Raw genomic sequence first — 18,492 nt, 5'->3', positions numbered from 1 at the left:
AGTTTGCTCCTGGGTGCGCGTCGAGTCACCTATCAACAAACGACACAAAACCTGTAGGAGCAAGCTTGTTCGCGATGACGGCAGTCAATTCATCGCGGCACTCAAACCAGCACCCGCTCCAGCGTCCGCGTCACCCCCACCTCGCGCAAACTGTTGCAGCACCACTCGAACGCTGCGACAAACTCCGCAGAACGCGGGATCGCCGTGCCGAATATCTCCTCGACCTCCAGCAAACGCTGGGTGATCAACACATCATCGGCCACCAACGCCTGACAGAACGCCGCTCGCGGGTCCGGTATCGAATAGGTGTCGCCATTCTCATCCACCCCCTTCAAATACAAGGCCCACGCCGCCACCACCAGTGCAGCACGTTTGGTCTCCTGGCCATCGGCGATCAGGCGGTTGATGGTCGGAATGGTGAACTTGGGAAACTTCGACGAACCGTCCGAGCACACCCGCTCCAGTTGATCGGCAATCGCCTGATTGGAGAAACGCGCCACCAGTGTGTTCTTGTAATCAGTCAGGTCAATGCCCGGCACCGGCGCCAGTTGCGGGGTGACGTCGAGGTCCATGTAGGCACGCATGTAGCGTACGAACAGTGGGTCGTTCATGGTTTCGTGGACGAAGCGATAGCCCTTCAAAAAGCCGAGATACGTCAGCGCGAGATGGCTGCCGTTGAGCAGCTTGATTTTCATGTCTTCATAAGGCGTGACGTCGTCGGTGAACTGCACGCCGACCTGTTCCCAGGCCGGGCGACCATTGACGAACTTGTCTTCCAGCACCCATTGTACAAACGGTTCGCAGACCACCGGCCAGGCGTCGTCCACCCCGTGCTTGTCCGCCAGTTGCAGGCGGTGCGCAGTGCTGGTCATCGGCGTGATGCGGTCGACCATGGCATTGGGGAAGCTGACATTGCTCGCTATCCAGTCGCGCAAACCGGCGTCACGCAGCCCGGCGAAGGCCAGCAATGCCTTGCGGGTCACCGCGCCGTTGTGCGGCAGGTTATCGCAGGACATCAAGGTGAACGCAGGCGTACCCGCGGCCCGGCGCTTGGCCAGTGCGGCGCATAGAAAACCGAATACGGTTTTCGGTGCGTCCGGGTTGGCCAGATCGTGCTGGATCTGCGGCAAATGGGCCATGAATTCGCCGTTGCTGTCGTCGATGCAGTACCCGCCCTCGGTGATCGTCAGGGATACGATGCGAATCTGCGGGTCGGCGAGTTTGTCGATCAGCGCTGCCGCACCGTCCTCGGCCAGCAACATATCGCGGATGGCACCAATGACCCGGACTTCGGTGTCATCGGTGTCACCCAACTCAAACAGGGTGAACAAGTAATCCTGTTCTTTGAGGTCTTCGCGGGCACGACGGTCTTCGGCGCGCAAGCCGACCCCGCAAATGGCCCAGTCCAGGCCTTCGCCGGTGTTCATCAGGGCGTCGGTGTAATACGCCTGATGGGCGCGATGGAAACCGCCGACGCCGATGTGGGCGATGCCTTGGCGCGTGTCGCTCAGGGCGTAGGCGGGCAGGGTCACTTCGGGGGCGAGGCGGTTGAGGTTCTGTTTATTCAGTTTCATCGCAAACTCTCGGAAATCAGGCGGCAACGCGCAGAGGACGGGTCAGCGCCACGCCGTCGGCATCGAATAAATGGCAGTGCCCGGCGTCCAGGTGCAGGCTCAGGGTTTCGCCGTAGCGGCTCGCCAGGTCGCCGCGCACGCGCATGGTCAGTGCTTCGCCGGAGGCCGCACGCACATGGCAGAAGGTGTCGCTGCCCAGGCGTTCGCTGACGTCGGCGGTGACTTGCAACGTGCAGTCGCCGGGTTTGGCCAGCTCCAGGTGTTCCGGACGAATACCCAGCGTCACCGCGCCACCGACGCTCAGGTTGGCGCCGTTCAGCGGCAAGCTGATGCGGGTACCGGCATCAAGTTGTACTTCGCAACCCTGGCCGTCGACCCGGGTGATCCGGCCTTTGAGGAAACCCATTTTCGGCGTGCCGAGAAAACCGGCGACGAACAGGTTGGCCGGCTGGTGATACAGATCCAGTGGCGAGCCCACTTGCTCGATCTTGCCGCCGTTGAGTACCACGACTTTGTCGGCCATGGTCATGGCCTCGACCTGGTCGTGCGTCACGTAGATCATCGTCGCTTGCAGGTCTTTGTGCAGGCGCAGTAACTCCAGACGCATCTGCACCCGCAGCGCCGCGTCAAGGTTGGAGAGCGGTTCGTCGAACAGGAAAATTTTCGGGTTGCGCACAATGGCCCGGCCGATCGCCACGCGCTGGCGCTGGCCGCCGGACAATTGCTTGGGCTTGCGCTCGAGCATCGGCCCCAGTTCAAGAATGCGCGCGGCTTCGCCGACTTTCTTTTCCACCTCGGCCTTGGGCACGCCGGCCAGATCGAGGGCGAACGACATGTTCTTGCGCACGCTCATGTGCGGGTACAGCGCGTAGGTCTGGAACACCATCGCCAGGTCACGTTTGGCCGGGCTGACTTCGGTGATGTCGCGGCCATCGAGTTCGATGGTGCCGCCGCTGACTTCCTCCAGGCCGGCGATCAACCGTAGCAAAGTGGATTTGCCGCAGCCTGACGGGCCGACGAAGACTACGAATTCCTTGTCGTTCACTTCAAGGTCGATGCCCTTGATGATGGAAAAACCTTCGAAGCCTTTTTGCAGATTCTTGATTTTCAGGTTGGCCATGGTGGCGCTCCTTTTGTACTTGTTCTTTGAGGGCTATTTCACGGCACCGAACGACAGGCCGCGGACCAATTGCTTCTGGCTGATCCAGCCAAAGATCAGGATCGGCGCACACGCCAGGGTTGAGACCGCCGACAACTTGGCCCAGAACAACCCCTCGGGGCTTGAGTACGAAGCGATCAACGCAGTCAGCGGCGCGGCCTTCGACGAGGTCAGGTTCAGCGACCAGAACGCCTCGTTCCAGCACAGAATCAGCGACAACAGCACCGTGGAGGCCAGGCCACCTTTGGCAATCGGCAGCAGCACCCGGACCATTTCCTGCCACAGCGTGGCGCCATCGAGGCGGGCGGCTTCGAGGATGTCCTTGGGAATGTCTTTGAAGTAGGTGTAAATCATCCAGACCACGATTGGCAGGTTGATCAGGGTGTAGATCACGATCAGCGCGATACGCGTGTCGAGCAGGCCGAAACTCTTGGCCAGCAGGTAGATCGGCATCAGTACGCCCACCGGCGGCAACATCTTGGTCGAGAGCATCCACAGCAGCGTGCCCTTGGTACGCTGGGTTTCGTAGAACGCCATGGAGTAAGCGGCCGGCACCGCGATCAGCAGCGACAGGGCCGTGGCGCTGAAGGAAATCACCACCGAGTTCCAGGCGAAGCTGAAGTAATCGCTGCGCTCGTTGATGTGCAGGTAGTTTTCCAGCGTCGGCGTGAAGATGAATTGTGGAGGCGTGGCGAACGCGTCGATTTCGGTTTTGAAACTGGTCAGCACCATCCAGAAGATCGGGAAGAAAATCACGATCGCAATGGCCCAGGCCAGGGTGCCGAGCAGCAGGCTTTGCAGGCGGCGGGATTGTTGAAGAGTCATGGCAGGCCTCAGGCTTTATCTGTCAGGTTTTTGCCGATCATCCGCACCAGCACGATGGCCGCGATGTTGGCGATCACCACCGCAATCAACCCGCCCGCCGAGGCCATGCCGACGTCGAACTGCACCAGCGCCTGGTTGTAGATCAGGTAGGCGAGGTTGGTCGAGGCGTAGCCGGGGCCGCCGTTGGTGGTGGTGAAGATTTCGGCGAACACCGAGAGCAGGAAGATGGTTTCGATCATCACCACCACCGCAATCGGCCGTGCCAGGTGCGGCAGGGTCAGGTGCCAGAAAATCGCGATGGGGCCGGCGCCGTCGAGGCGCGCGGCTTCTTTCTGTTCCTGGTCGAGGGACTGCATGGCGGTCATCAGGATCAGGATCGCGAAGGGCAGCCATTGCCAGGAGACAATGATGATGATCGACAGCAACGGGTAGTGCGCCAGCCAGTCCACCGGTTGCGCGCCGAACAGTTTCCAGACGTAGGCGAGAATCCCCGACACCGGATGGAAAATCAGGTTCTTCCAGATCAGCGCACCGACCGTGGGCATGATGAAGAACGGCGAGATCAGCATCACCCGCACAATGCCGCGACCGAGAAATTCACTGGCCTCCAGCAGTGCACTGATCAACACGCCGAACACCACGCTGATCAGCAGCACGCTGCCCACCAGCAACAGCGTGTTGGTAGCGCCGGGCAGGAAGCCGGAATCGGTGAGGAAGTAGGTGAAGTTTTCCAGCCCGACGAACTCGTTCTCGCCGGGATTGAGCAAGTTGTAGCGAATGGTCGAGAAGTAGACCGTCATGCCCAACGGCACGATCATCCATAGCAGCAACAGGGCCACCGAAGGACTGACCAGGAACCAGCCGGGGTTGGCCAGGCGACTTTTGCGCAGCGGTTGGGGGATGTCCATGTGAGCTTTGGCAGTTGAAGTATTCATGGTGATCAAACCGATTGGCTACAGGCGAATGAGATCAGCTGTAGGAGCAAGCTTGCTCGCGATTGCCACGATGCGGTCCCTCAGGTGGACCGCGTTATCGTTCATCGCCAGCAAGCCGGCTCCTACAGAGATTCGGGGTTACTTGGGGTAACCGGCGCGCTTCATCTCACGTTCGGTGGTTTGCTGGGCCGCGGCGAGGGCCTGGTCGACCGTGGTCTGGCCGATCAGCGCCGCCGAGAAGGATTTGCCGACCTGGGTGCCGATGCCCTGGAACTCAGGAATCGTCACCAATTGAATGCCGATATACGGCACCGGTTTGGCGCTCGGTTTGCTCGGGTCCGCCGCCTTCAGCGATTCAAGTGTCACCTTGGCAAACGGCGCAGCGCTCATGTAAGCGTCGCTGTAGGTCGAAGCGCGGGTGCCTGGCGGCACGTTGGCAATGCCGTCTTTCTCGGCGACCAGCGCGCCATATTCCTTGGAAGTGGCCCAGGCACTGAACGTTTTCGCTGCGTCTTTCGCCTTGGAGCTGGTCGGGATCGCCAGCGCCCAGGAATACAACCAGGCCGAACCCTTATCGGTGACTTCATGGGGCGCGTAGGTGAAGCCGACGTGATCGCTGACCTTGCTCTGGGTCTTGTCGGTGACGAACGAACCCGCGACGCTGGCATCAACCCAGATGGCGCATTTGCCGCTGTTGAACAAGGCGAGGTTTTCGTTGAAGCCGTTGCTCGATGCACCCGGCGGGCCGGATTTTTTCATGGTGTCGACGTAGAAGTTCAGCGCGTTTTTCCATTCAGGGCCGTTGAATTCCGGTTGCCACTTCTCATCGAACCAACGCGCGCCGTAGGCGTTGGCCACGGTGGTAATCAGCGCCATGTTCTCGCCCCAACCGGCCTTGCCGCGCAGGCAGATGCCGTACTGTTCCTTATCCTTGTGGGTGAGTTTGCTGGCGAACTCGCTGATCTGGGTCCAGGTCGGGCGCTCGGGCATGGTCAGGCCGGCGTCTTTGAACAGATCGGTGCGGTAGTAGGTAATCGAACTTTCAGCGTAGAACGGCAATGCATACAGCGAGCCTTTCACCGAAAGGCCTTCACGTACCGACGGGAACACGTCGTCGAGGTCATAACTGGCGGGCAAATCCTTCATGGGCTCCAGCCAACCCTTGGTACCCCACAATGCCGCTTCGTACATGCCGATGGTCAGCACGTCGAACTGCCCGCCCTGGGTGGCGATGTCGGTGGTCAGGCGCTGACGCAAGACGTTTTCTTCAAGCACCACCCAGTTGAGCTTGATGTCCGGGTGCTCGGCCTCGAAGGTTTTCGAGAGCTTCTGCATACGGATCATGTCGCTGTTGTTGACGGTGGCGATGGTCAGGGTCTGGGCGCCAAGGCTGACGCTGCTGAGGGTCATGCAGGTGAGGGCAAGCAGAGCTTTTACAGAAGGTTGCATCGTGCACTCCTTTTCTGCACCCGGCGGGTTACAGAAGGACAGTTATTGTTTTTGTGTCTTCCGAAGGCAGGAAGAATCTGTGCTGATTACAGCCTTCAATCGCGGGCGAGACAAATCATCAGTCGCACTTTAATCGATACTTTTTTGCACTGGAGTTTGAAGGCGTAGACGCAGGGAAGGGGTTTACAGCGCGGGGGCGATATCGAATACGTACAGGTTTGAAGCTTAAACACCGTACCTGCAAGAACGATTTGCGCCCACAGGTTATTCAGGTATCAGCCCAGGTTTTGTTCGGTCAATCGCTGCACCACCAATCGTCGGTAGTGCGAAGGCGTCATGCCCTTGAGTTGCTGAAAGCGCCGGTTGAAATTGGAAATGTTGTTGAAACCTGACTCGAAGCAGACATCGGTCACCGGTTTATCGCCATCCGCCAACAATTCGCAGGACTTGCTGATACGCAGCCGATTGACGAATTCGATGAAGTTGCGTCCGGTCGCCTGCTTGAATACCCGGCTGAAATAGGTCGGTTTCATGCCCAGATGCTCGGCGACTTCTTCCAGCGTCAAGTCCCGGGCGTAATGGGCAAAAATGTAATCCACCGCGCGGTTAGTGCGGTCGATGTTGTGTTCATCCGCCAGTTGCGGCGTGGTTGCGCCGGACAGCAATTGATAGTCATCAGATGCAGCAAGCACCTCCAGCAAAATGAAAAAGTGCCCGAGCCGGGTCACGCCGCTGCTATCGGCGATGCGTTGCATCAGGTCCATCGCCCTGCGAATCGTGTGCTTGCCACGAAACTCGATGCCGTACTTCGCGCGCTCCAGTAGCGGGGCCAGGGTCTTGAGTTCGGCGAACACCTGATAGCCGCTGTCGAACAACTCGTCGGTGAAGTTGACCAGCATGTCGCGCTTGGGCACGACTTCGTCTTCGGCCACCTGACTGATCCAGTTGTGGGGCAGGTTGGGGCCGGTGAGAAACAGGCTTTCGGGGTAAAAATTGCCAATGTAATCGCCGATGAACACCTTGCCCGAACTGGCGACGATCAAGTGCAGTTCGTACTCCTTGTGAAAATGCCAGCGCACCAACGGACAGGGGAAACCGTGCTGGCGATAGATGATGGACAACCCGTTGTGGTCGTCCATCAATTCATACGAAGGGTCGGTGACTCTGGCGATTCGGGTCATGGCAGGTCGCTTTTTTTTGTTTCTGCCTGTTGATCATGCCTCTTTCGACGCCGCAAATACCAGTTCGCAGTCGCCCGAAAACTTACTGCCGGTCTTGCGGCTCATGCAGGGCGTGGCCGTACACGGCTTTCATGCTGGTGGCGCTCCAGCAATAACGAACGATGTCGGACTCGTCGAAAAAGTCGGTGCTGATGATGCTGCACCGGGTGACCCAGCCACCCGTGGTGCTGAACCAATGATTGAGCTGACGCTTGATATTCGCAGGACCGCCGAGCAAGGAGTAGCAAGTCGCCGACAGTGACCAGAGAAACGTCTCGTAAGGGGCATCCTCCAGCGTCCTGGCAATGTGACGTTGCAGTTCGCCCGCATCGGTGAATGTGCTGTCGTGCCATTTGTGGGGGATGCGTGGCCAGAAATAGTCACGGTCCATGCCGGAGTGGAAAGGCGCCGCCAGGATAATCCTGCGAAGTCGGCTCGTTCGTTTGAGCTCTCCGACCGTTTTAACGGCGTCGGCGGGATGGATGGCGCGCAACCCGAGTCGACGCACCAGCCGATCACTGAGTTTCTTATGGTCGAATGAATCATCACCATCCCCCAATTGATGGAAGTCCAACACGATGAATTCGTCCGGATTTCGATCGAGAAACTGCAGCACCGCGTCGATCAACTCATCGAGGTCACGACCGGAGCGAAAGCCATTGTGGTGAAAGTAGAACTGCGGTTCCGGGCTTTGCGTGTAACCGAGACGGATATCAAAAGCCCGGGCGCCGTTAGCCAGTTGCCAGGCAAACGTATCGTTCTGGCAGCTTGTCCAGTGACCGACCACGGCATCCTGGCTGGATGCCTTTTTGTCCACACCGGCATTGTGTGCACCGGGCCAGACAATATCGGTCAGTTTTAGCTTGTCGATATCAAGGACAAGACTCATCCAGGTTTGTTTATTGAGCATTCCGCTGCCTGAAGTTGGCATGGCGATTCCTTTGTCAGAGTAAGCCCACTCCCAAGTAAAAGTGGCTTCACGTTATATGAAGCCAAACATTAGCCTGTCGAACTAACGCAGCGGTGCTATTTATTTATCGCGTTGCTGCGCCCGGATTATGTTAGCGGTGCGGCAGTTCTGCACGAGGCGCGACTCTTCGAAGAAATCCGCATTGATAATGCTGCACGAGTGGACCCAACTGTTGTCAGGATGGAACCACCGATCGAGGTGCTCCTTGATATCCAGCGGCCCCATAGCAATCGTATAGCTGGTTGCAGAGAGCGACCATGGCATTGAGCTGAAGTAAGGCGCCCGTAACACGTTTGCGATGTGAGCCTGCAACTCGCTGATGCTGGTGGTGCCAATCCCGCTCCAGAAATGCTCGATATCCGGCAGGAAAAATTCTCTGTCCAGGGCCGGGTGGCGTGCAGCAGCCAACCATACGCGCTGGACACGACTTTCCTTTTTCAATTGATCAAGAGTGAGGTGGCGATTGCTTGAGGGAATGACCCTTGGTCCCAGATGCACGGTCAAAAAGCGGTTGAATTCCCGATAGTCGAATGCGCTATTGCCGGCTGCCAGTTCGTGAAAGTCCAGCAGCACGAACTCGTCGGGGTTTGCCTCGAGGAACCGGATTAACTGCATGATCAGGTTTTCCAGCGAGCGCGATGACCGTATGCCGCTGTGCTGGAACCAGAAGGTGCCGACCCCTCTGGAGTCAATGTCGTACTCCAATCGCAGGTCCAGTGCGCGGGCGCCGTTTTGTAACTGTTCAAGAAAGGAGTTGTTCTGGCACGCAGCCCAGTGAGCAATGGCGGGGGCTGCATAAGTGGCTTTCTTGTCCACGCCACTGTTATGGGCGCCAGGTAAAATCAACTCGCCAAGTACCATCGAATCAATACTTGGAGTGGCGGCCATCCACTGGCTGTTTTTAAGGTTTTCTAACGGTACGTTATTCATGAATGCTTCCTTGCATTGGGAAAGACACACTCTCTTTCGTGTGTGTCAGGTTGATTTTGAAAGTTCGAGAAAGTTATAAATCAGCGCAACTAAAATGCCAAACGCCGACTTGATACTTAACGTATCTTGTCGGCGTTATGGGTATGGCTGAAGCTGAGTCTGATGGCGTGCCAGTTATATAACTTCGAGCGGATTTCGATTTTTTGCCTCAATCCATTGCGCCATATATTGGGTACTTTTGTGATGATGATGGCGCAACATGCTGCCGGTAAAATTATCCCGTCTTATATTCGCCAGATTTTCCTGGCATTCCTTCAGTTTTTGAATCAACGCCGGACCATGCAGGGATTGCCGATAGCGATTGGCGAGCAAGGTATTGCCATGCGCCTGTGCTGCCTGCCATCGCGCCTTGTCGGTGTGGAGTTGCACAGCGTGATCGGCGAATTCGCGAGCTGTATTTACCACGGCGCCGGGCCAGGCTTCCTCGCCGTGCATCGCTTCCGCGCCCACTGGCGTCGTCACATTAGGCGTGCCACAGAGCATCGCATCGACAATTTTGCCCTTGATACCGGCACCGAAACGTAGGGGTGCCATGCACACACGGGCCGCCGACATGACCTGCAAGGCATCTTCCGCCCAGTTCATGATGTGAAAGCCTTGGGCCGGATTATGCAGCGCTGTCGCCTTGGGCGGTGTATAGGCGCCATAGATGTGCAACTGAGCGCCGGGCAACTGCTCGCGAATCAGTGGCCAGATCGCGGTTTTCAACCACAGCACCGCATCCCAGTTGGGGGCGTGGCGAAAGTTGCCGATATGGAGAAAATGCGCGCGTTCTTCGAACGGAACGGGCGAACAGGCTGGAAGGTCGACCATCAGCGGACACCAGTGCAGCAGATTGCGCGCAAATCTGAACTGCTCGACCAGCAGTTCGATTTCCACTTGCGAAACCATCAGTGTCAGATCACAGCGATAAAAAGCCGCAATCTCGCGTTTGGCCAGGTCGGTATCGGCCATGTGCTCAAACTCTTCGCGCAACGCCGGGGCGAACAGTTCGCGAAAATCATTGTTGTCGTCACTGGCCTTCAAACGCTCCTTGAGCCGCTGATGACGGCTATGCCTGAGGCTTTGCAAGTCGCAACTTTCAAGTACGCGCAAGGCAGCGGGGCAGTGTTTTTCGACGCGCCAGCCGAACTGTTCTTCCATCATGAATTGGTCGAACAACACGATGTCGGGTTGCAGTTCGCTGATAAAGGTGTCGAAGCTGCTGTTGTTCAGCTCGATCGGCACTTCATGAATACCCAATGCCGTCAGGTCTGCGCGCTGCTCCCCGAAGCCGGCCGGGCTGCTGAAGGTGATATCCCAGCCTTGCTGCAGGAAAACCTCGAGAATTTGCATCACATGCCCGCTGGCCGCCGAAGAACGGGGCTCGGGCCAGACGTAGCCGATCACCAGGACCTTGGTTGCGGAGGGTTGAATCATTGAGGGGGGATTCCTTGATACAAACAGGACAGTAAGGGAAAGGATGAACGAGGCGGGATTAGAACATTAATGGCAAGCTGGCGCCCCGATCAAGGGCGCCATGTATCTGGCATCGGAATCCGACGCCGGTTTTTACAATCAATCAGGAAACCGGCGTTTTCTCTGCATTGAGAATATCGTTGATCCACTCTGCATCGGTCGAACCCTCCCAGACCATACCTCCGTTGGCATCAGGTCCCAACAGCATTCTTCCTTCCGATTTCCATACCATCATTTCTAATTCAAGCCTTACGGTAAACATGTATGCGGGGCAACTGATACCTCCCCACGGGTCCACGACCCAGGCATCTTTGAAAGCAGGCTCGCTGAAGTCGACGGTTTTGGCAATCGTCCCACGAGGCACGCCTACCACAGTGAACGCATGGCCCGGCATTGTCCAAACGTCGGCAATGCCTCCACTCTCATCAATGATTTTTTTGGCAGTCCAGGCCACTTGGTCACAGTTTCCCGCGCCTGTCCTTAATATCAGATCCTCAGCTTCTGGTGACTCGATCCTATTATAGGACCATATCACCACAGGATCGGCGAGCACCTGACGCTGCATATCGATCGGATCGTTCGCAACAACCTTATTAGCCGATCCCAAACCCGTAGCCTTGAACTGTGCGTCCACTTGGGATTTTGCCATTTCGGCATAGAATTGGTTTTGATCCGCGGCTGGAAGCTGGTCGAAGCCGGGCGCCTTGGTTATTGGTTCGACTCTTATGGCTTGGGCGGCGACTTCGACGTTTCCTCCGTTGCCTTTATTCCATACGGCAAGAACGAATTCACGTTTCTTTTCCTCCGTAAACAGTGCGATTTTTGCCTTCAAATTCTCGATTTTTTGCGGCGTGTAACCTTTATGCAGCACGAAATCCATATACATGGACGCCAGTGGAGGCAACGCGACAAAATCATTGTTGATTGGCCGACCCACTGCTGTGAGGTATTGATCTTTAAGTTTGCCATGTTGTTTTATCAGGCCAGTATCGAGGGAATCAGCGAAACGATAGTCTATCTTTTTGAGTTCGAGGTTGTTGACAGTCGCAGGATCGTATTCGCTATAGTAAAAGAGCGCGGCATCTGACTCCACGACCAAATAGGTTTTCATTCCCCCGTTCTGGTAGTCGTAATTGACCAGAAGCCCTCTGACGTCTCGTTGGTCGTCTATTCCGTGGACAATTCCGTCGACCCTGACCACCCGGGTCTTGCTTTCAAGCTGGGCATCAACTTGTTTTGACGGCAGCCCAAAATATTGGTCGTTGATAATGTTGCCTTTTGTTTTGGATCTGAACTGCAAAGGTTCTGTCATCGGTGCTGGAACAAGCGTTAGAGTATTTCCATTGTTAGCGATGGTAAATATCCGGCGTTCATGTACCACCATACGAGTTCCGCCACCTGTTGCACTCGATGGATACAAGCGCTTGTGTTCGATGGATTGCAGTTGTTTCTCGGCGCGGGTTGATCGCTTCTGGACTATTTTCGAAAAGCAAGTATGAGGGCTACGCTTGGCTCTGTTTCCTATACTGCAAACATCTTCAAAATCTGACAGCTCTTTGTTGTACGTGGGCGACGTTAAATCTTCGAGTACAGTGGGTCGAGCCGGATCAAAGCGAAAAACATTTTTTCCGACCACTACATCGGTGAATAACGAGTGCGGGAACGTGTGCGAGTCTTCGTTAAAGAGGCGTGAGTTGGAGAAGGCGGTTGAACCGTCCCTGAACGTTGTCCGCTCCAGCGCGATGGCGCTGTCCGGGGTGAAGTTTTCGAGTGGCGGGCCGTAGGCCTCGTTCTTGACGGGGTTGAAGTCATACCATTTGCCGCCCTTGAAAACGGCTTTGACTTTTTCAGCCTGGGCGCCGACCGACGCGGCACCGACAGTTCCTTCGGCAATATCCGCCCGTTTTGAGACGAACACCGGATCAACAGCCTGTGACGTGCCATACAGGTTTCTGAGTTGCTCAATTCCGTTGTTGGCTGCGCTATAAGCTCGGGCTCCCAGTTTGCCCACTACATTGGCCCCGGCTTTCAACAGATCGCCAACACCGTCGAGTGGATTGGCATTTTTCACTAAGTTGCTGCTAGTGAGCCAAAATATTTTTGCAGCCTTATGAGTGAACTTTGCGCCAGACTTCGCGACCTGGGCGACTTTGCCTGCGACACCGATGCCGGGGATAACAAAACCCGCTGCATCGAGCGTACAGTCCACTATTGCATCTTCGACGTCACCACTCTGAATGTTGTCAACACATGTTTTAAAAGGTACTAAATTAAAGAAAAAATTCGCGACCTTCCGCTGATGTTCCTGTTCTGCTTCCCACGTTGTTTGACCTTTTGCCAGGTCGCGTAATTGTTCCCGTCCCGTAATAAAGTGTTCATTTACGGCGACGGAGGCGATATGGCTTATCCAGGAGTCGCGTGCAAATGCATTGGGCACGACACCATCGGTATAACCGAATCCAGTGAATTTGGTTCGCATCGTTTTCGGGACTATTTCGTCAATGATCACCTTTGAATTTACATTATCCAGGGGGGAGGTGCCGTTTTTATATGCGTTCCAGTCAAAAGGTAGCAAACGAGCTCGTTCTACCTGAATGAGCCGATTGCTGTTGTCTGGATCATTTTCACGGCGAACTATTCCCCCAACAGGAAGTGCGTCAGGGAATTTTTGACGTTTGCGGATTAGCATAGATGAAGGGATTACTTCGTAGTAATCGACTTTGTTCTGGTATTCGGAACGAATCAATAATCCCTGATGACCTTTATAGTCATCCTTTATCTCCGGTGTCAGTACATCAATATCGACGATCGCCTCGCTACGCAACGAATAAAATTTTTGCGTTCCATACTCCAGGCTCCGGCGGTCTTCTATAGGTAATTGCGATACGAGGTGTTTGAATATCGACTGTGATCCGGTTTGCAAGTCGTTGTAATAATTGTTGAATTCGCGCTCAAATAGTTGGGCAGCATTCTCTAACCGCGGCAGCTTCGTTTCTACTGTTGCAATGGGTATTTCGCTATTCGATGACCTCCATTTCCCCGACTCAAATCGACCTGTGATGTAAATATCCAATAGCGAATAGCCCGGTGCCGTACTGGGCATCTGTGCAGTCCTGAAACACGGCGCTTCGAAGGGCACATTTTTACCGAAAACACGCTCCAGCTCAGCCTTCGCCAGTGCTTCTCGGGTGGGAACCGGTGCTGTCAGATAACCCCCGGCCCTTGCGAGTTCTTCCCTGACACTCTGGAACTTCTCACCGGCGATCTTCAGCTGCTCCGGTGTATATGAATCGCTGGCGTTTTTTACGATAACCCCGTTGGCGATAGCCCAATCGATGAGCGGGTTTACCGAAAGCGATTGAGCGGCGATCTCCTGGCCTACGGTAATAGGCTCCAGGTCGCCATATTTCATTATGTCCGCAAACTTCATTCCGAGAGACGCACCCGGGGACAGTTGCTCTATTTGCGATACAGCGATCCTGAACATTGTCCATGTGTGTGTGTTATAGATCAGGTTTTCCGGTATGCCTTCAACCAGAAGCTCGGGAGCAGTGCCTGCCAACAAGTGATACGCGGCGACAGGCGCTGTTCTGGCGGTTACTTTGCCTTGCGCCACAAGGTACTTCTCGAAATCCGAAACCACTTCTGAGGGTTTTCTGCCCAGGTTGGCTTCTTGCGTCAAGTCATACCCGGCAACATGGTTGCGCGGCTGGCCTGGGGTAGGATCAAGATCGAGTAGTAGCGCTGCCGACGTGTAGTCAAGCTTACTGTGTTTCGTGGGTAGAGCATCGAGTTTCACCCGCACCGTCACGTCGAGCGTGCCTGCCTCTTCAGAGTTCAGCGCGAGCTTCAGGCCCTGGGCCGGTGTGGTGAATGACTTGTCCTCCAACAGGTATTCAAGTAGCCCCCTGACTTCACTACTACCCAAGAAGTGGCTCGTTTCACGGGTGATGATATTGAGTTGACTGGGTGTCAAGGAACGCGGGTAACCCAATGCCCCCTGGAAGTTCCCTGTCTCCGGGCTAGCGGGAACAGGCGTGGTCAGGACTTCCACCAGATTACGTGCCTGGGCGACGTTCGTTGGCACTGTCCAGCCACTGGCAGTGATATACCGACGTGCAGTGACCATCTTTTGGGCTTCTACCGGGTGCTTGAGCGCGAACGTTGAATCAGGCGAAGCACCTATCGAAACATCATCGAGTTTTACGCGGGCATCATCGGACTTCCCCTGAATGAGACTGTTCAAGCCCGTCACCAATTGGTGATGGCTGTAAAGATCCCCGAGATGTTGTTTTAAGCTTTTAACGGCAGCTTCGGATCTAAGCTCTGCGGGCCTGAGAGGGTCATCAGCCGGGAGCTGGAAAAACGCCCCGTTTGCGATCAGCTCTTTGGCACGCCATTGAGCACTGGCCTTGTCCGGCAGTTCGCGTTCTCCATAAAAGCCCGCTACTTGCTGGATTGGCACGGCCCCACCGGGAAGGGGGTATTTCACGGTGTGATGCGTGGGGCTGATGACTCTGGCTGCCTTGAATATCGGGCCAGACACTTTGTCCAAGCCGGAACCGTCCGTCAGGGTGAATTGCGTCCGATGCCCATTGGCCCTGCCGGAGATTCTATGGGTGTCGAGGTGAACCTTCACCGTCGCCAGGTCCAGTCCGACCTTGGCAGCCCACTCTTTAAAGAACGGGTTCGTGATCGCCATTTTAAAGTTCAGGTAGGGCTGACCGAATGTGGAGTGTGTCGGCACCACGACAGTGGCGTCCGTCATCGGGAACTCCTGGGACGCGAGTACCTTTTCGGTGTATCGGGTCAACAATTCCTTGTCACCGGCTGCCCGCGAAGCGTCCGCCCAGAGGGCATTGCGCCTGCCACGTAACAACACGATCACATCGCGTGCGACGCTCAGAGCGGGGTCATCAGCGGTGCCGATATCATTTTCGATCTCCAGATCAGGAGCGACCTCAGGATTTTGCAGCGCAGCCATTGTTGCCAGGTACTGATTGAGGCGCGTTTCGTCACTGGCGGTGCTTTCCGTGGCGTCAACATTTTCAGCGACTAACATTGCCGCCCAGTGAGTCAATGGAGGGGAGGAGGCAATAAACGTTGCTGCACGCTTGACTTTTTTTGGCCCGAGCGCGTGGCGTGGCGTGGATTGAGTCGTCGTCTGCGACTCAGGAGGCTGAGTCTGTACCGGCAAACCTGCCTCGGCCGCCAGGATCAAATCTACGTAGGTTTTTCCGGGGTCGCTTTGGGTGTGTTGGTTCAGCAGTAATGCCACCTCGTGAAGCAGGCCTTCGTCTCTGAGCAAGTTTTGCGCGGTTGACCGGTACATCCGTTCAAGAATGGTTTTTGACAGGGGCGGCTGGCCCTTGGCGAGCGGGGTGTCGACGATCCTCTCGATATTGTCATCGACCCGTTCTTGATGTGATGCAGCGGTTTCGACGATGGCGGGTTCAGCGTCCGGCATGGAATCGGCTGTTACAACGGTCGTTTCTTCATCTACTCGCTCCTGAGGGAGAGTCGTACTGTCGCGGGGCGTTGTGACTTCGCCAGACTCTGCAGTGACGGTGGTATCAACCGTTGTCTTGCGCCCGTCAGTCGTCGGGATTGCGATGGGTGTTGAATGAGTATCGACGGAAGTGGCTGTGTCCAATTCGAATTCATCATCAATCTGTTGTTGAGTCGGCGCGGGGGCTTCTTCCTGAGGCGGTGGAGTATTGGTCAACTCTTTATCAGTGGCCGGCTGTTGCGGGAGTTGCTCTTTGAAAAAAGTAAGGTAAGTCCCCAGCGCGGTGAGGATTCCTCCCGTTCCGATTAAACCCACGGTAGCGGTTGTCCCTGGATTGTTCCTGGCCAATTGATAGCCGGAAGCGGCAGCCCCGACAGCGTATCCACCAAAGGTGTTGAGCACCGAGGCTAGCTGGGAGACCAACTGATTGATTGCAGGGGCAAGGGTCTCTCGCCATGTTGGGGAAGGTTCAACGGTAGTGGCATAGGGGCCGGGAGCGTTGAGAGGATCATATTCCTCACCTTTTTCCATGGACTCCAATAGCCCACTTAAGCCCCGCTCCCCCAACGGTATGCTTTCAGGAGGCGAAGCCGAAGCCCCCGGAAATGTCAGCATACGATCGATTTCGGTTACCACTTCACTCGCCAATTGCGACAAATGTTCCAGTATCTCAATAACTGTCTCTGATGCTGATGCTGATGCTGATGCTGATGCTGATGCTGATGCCGGAGCAGGGCTCGGGTCATTGCTGATCGTTTCCTCTGAACCGGTTCCGGTTGAGGACTTTATGGACGCTATAAAGTCATTGATTTCAGCTTCCAGGCCCACCACCTGTTCCATTAATGAGCGAGGGGAGACTTGGCTTTGTTTGGGCTGTGGCTGTGGCTGTGGCTGGGGCTGCGGCCGAGGAGAGGGAGACGGAGCAGGGCTCGGATCATTGCTGATCGTTTCCTCTGAACCGGTGCCGGCTGGGGGCTTTATGGACGCTATAAAGTCGGTTCCGTCTTGTTGTGACGGCTGATTTAACCCATCCGTACCGCTAGCGTCTGTGTTCTGGTCCCTTATGTTCGATTGGCCTGTATAGGTATGAAATGAGGGGTTCAAACATTGCGTTGCGTTTTCCAGAGGGAAACCAACAGCTGTAAAAGGAAGGGGGGTTGGCTTGCTGATCCGCGCAGCTGACAGTACCTCACCGCCAATCGTACCGAACGCGTTGGCTACAAACGTCAACTTTCCCCCTAGACCTCCGGTGTATCGAGGCCCTGTAGTGTCGACTTCGCTAAAAAAACTGGCCTTGCTGTCGATTTCTTGTAACAACGACAGTAGTTCTGAGATCCCCAGCTTGTTCTGCGTATCTTGTGTAGAGGTCGAATCAGTTGGTGAGCCAAACAAGAAGTAACGAGGTGCATTTGCGGAGCGGGTTGCTCTCTGAGATTCAGTGGCATTAATTACTTCATGCAAACTACGTTCTGCGGTGTCGCCGGTCTGAATCGCGTTAATCTGGTCGCTGAGTTTCTGCGCTGTGGCAAAACCCGTGCCCCAAGGGTCAAGCTCATTCGCACCAGGCTTGCACATGGCACGGAGAAATCTATCCACCAGCATCTTGGCGTCTTTCTGGGGTGGCCGGACGTCGATATAGTCTTCAAGTAGACTCAAGGTTTCATTGAGTTGTCCGGCACTCGCAGGACGAATGAAGATTCGCGCTTGTTGAGTGAAATCACGCAGTGCTTTCCACGTGTCGTTGTCGAGCAATTCACCTGCGGTGATCTGCTGTTCTCTATGCGCTCGCGCGGTTGTCAATTCCGACTGTATATATCCATGCAGACCGCCGCTGGGAAAGTAGGTGTCTTCTCCTAAAGTATCTAACCAGTGTTCCGACGGAATGTTACAGATGCAGTCTGCAAACTCTCGCAATCGTTCGGGCGTAATTCCTGCGAGCGGCTTGATCGAGCGCATGATTGCCTCGATGAACAGATGTGCAAGCGCTTTACCAGTCGGCGTCTGAAGAATACCGGACTTGAGTGTTAGTAAAACATCCCGTTCCGTCATTGGCTGGGTCCGCAATCGACCCTCAATTGACGCCCATGCCTTGTTAAGGGAGGCTTGATCAAAAATCATCCCTTCTTCAGATCCGAACAAATTGGCGCAAAGCGCCGGAGGTGGAACCGGTGCTTGTGCGTCTAGACATGCCAGACTGTTCATTGATAAGACTTGATTAGGTAACACCTGAAAATATACGGGCGACGAACTATTGCGCGCTTGCACACTGGAAAGTTTATTGGCCGGTGACGACATAGCTGTCTGGTTTGGGTTTGGAACCGTAGGGAAGGCTGTTGCAGTAGCGTTGACGGGCGGCATGGGGACTCTTATCGATTCGCAAGACGAAGTTAATCCTGGCCCCCC

The 18,492-nt window shown here is 55.5% G+C and carries 10 protein-coding genes; all 10 read right to left on the bottom strand.

What is annotated here, in order from left to right; translation table 11 throughout:
* Positions 1-101: 101 nt before the first annotated feature.
* On the bottom strand, positions 102-1,574 hold the full coding sequence (locus KHO07_RS14565; RefSeq protein WP_212624670.1) for a mannitol dehydrogenase family protein: 1,473 nt from the start codon (positions 1,572-1,574) through the stop codon (positions 102-104).
* Positions 1,575-1,590: 16 nt separating this feature from the next.
* On the bottom strand, positions 1,591-2,694 hold the full coding sequence (gene ugpC / locus KHO07_RS14560; protein WP_212624669.1) for a sn-glycerol-3-phosphate ABC transporter ATP-binding protein UgpC: 1,104 nt from the start codon (positions 2,692-2,694) through the stop codon (positions 1,591-1,593).
* Between the two features lie 33 nt (positions 2,695-2,727).
* On the bottom strand, positions 2,728-3,558 hold the full coding sequence (locus KHO07_RS14555) for a carbohydrate ABC transporter permease (protein WP_150732849.1): 831 nt from the start codon (positions 3,556-3,558) through the stop codon (positions 2,728-2,730).
* An 8-nt stretch (positions 3,559-3,566) separates the two neighbouring features.
* A complete protein-coding gene (locus tag KHO07_RS14550; protein WP_244858307.1) occupies positions 3,567-4,466 on the bottom strand; it encodes a sugar ABC transporter permease in 900 nt (299 codons plus the stop codon).
* A gap of 165 nt (positions 4,467-4,631) precedes the next feature.
* Positions 4,632-5,942: a sugar ABC transporter substrate-binding protein gene (locus KHO07_RS14545; RefSeq protein ID WP_212627576.1), complete on the bottom strand. Its 1,311-nt coding sequence runs from the start codon at positions 5,940-5,942 to the stop codon at positions 4,632-4,634.
* Between the two features lie 275 nt (positions 5,943-6,217).
* Positions 6,218-7,123, bottom strand: a complete 906-nt coding sequence (locus KHO07_RS14540; protein WP_150732852.1) for an AraC family transcriptional regulator — start codon at positions 7,121-7,123, stop codon at positions 6,218-6,220.
* 82 nt (positions 7,124-7,205) lie between these two features.
* Positions 7,206-8,093 carry a phospholipase gene (locus KHO07_RS14535; RefSeq protein WP_212627575.1) on the bottom strand — a complete coding sequence of 296 codons (888 nt, stop codon included), beginning with the start codon at positions 8,091-8,093 and terminating at the stop codon, positions 7,206-7,208.
* Between the two features lie 99 nt (positions 8,094-8,192).
* Positions 8,193-9,062 carry a phospholipase gene (locus KHO07_RS14530; protein ID WP_212627574.1) on the bottom strand — a complete coding sequence of 290 codons (870 nt, stop codon included), beginning with the start codon at positions 9,060-9,062 and terminating at the stop codon, positions 8,193-8,195.
* A gap of 174 nt (positions 9,063-9,236) precedes the next feature.
* The gene (locus KHO07_RS14525; RefSeq protein WP_212627573.1) at positions 9,237-10,541 is read right to left on the bottom strand and encodes a glycosyltransferase; all 1,305 of its coding nucleotides are present in this window, start codon (positions 10,539-10,541) and stop codon (positions 9,237-9,239) included.
* A 142-nt stretch (positions 10,542-10,683) separates the two neighbouring features.
* The gene (locus KHO07_RS14520; RefSeq protein WP_212627572.1) at positions 10,684-18,447 is read right to left on the bottom strand and encodes a hypothetical protein; all 7,764 of its coding nucleotides are present in this window, start codon (positions 18,445-18,447) and stop codon (positions 10,684-10,686) included.
* Positions 18,448-18,492 lie beyond the last annotated feature (45 nt).

Origin of the sequence: Pseudomonas sp. PP3, from assembly GCF_905336995.1 — a bacterium.
Classification (GTDB): domain Bacteria; phylum Pseudomonadota; class Gammaproteobacteria; order Pseudomonadales; family Pseudomonadaceae; genus Aquipseudomonas; species Aquipseudomonas reinekei.
Note: the sequence above shows the minus strand (reverse complement) of the source record. Positions and strands in the feature narration are given on the sequence as shown.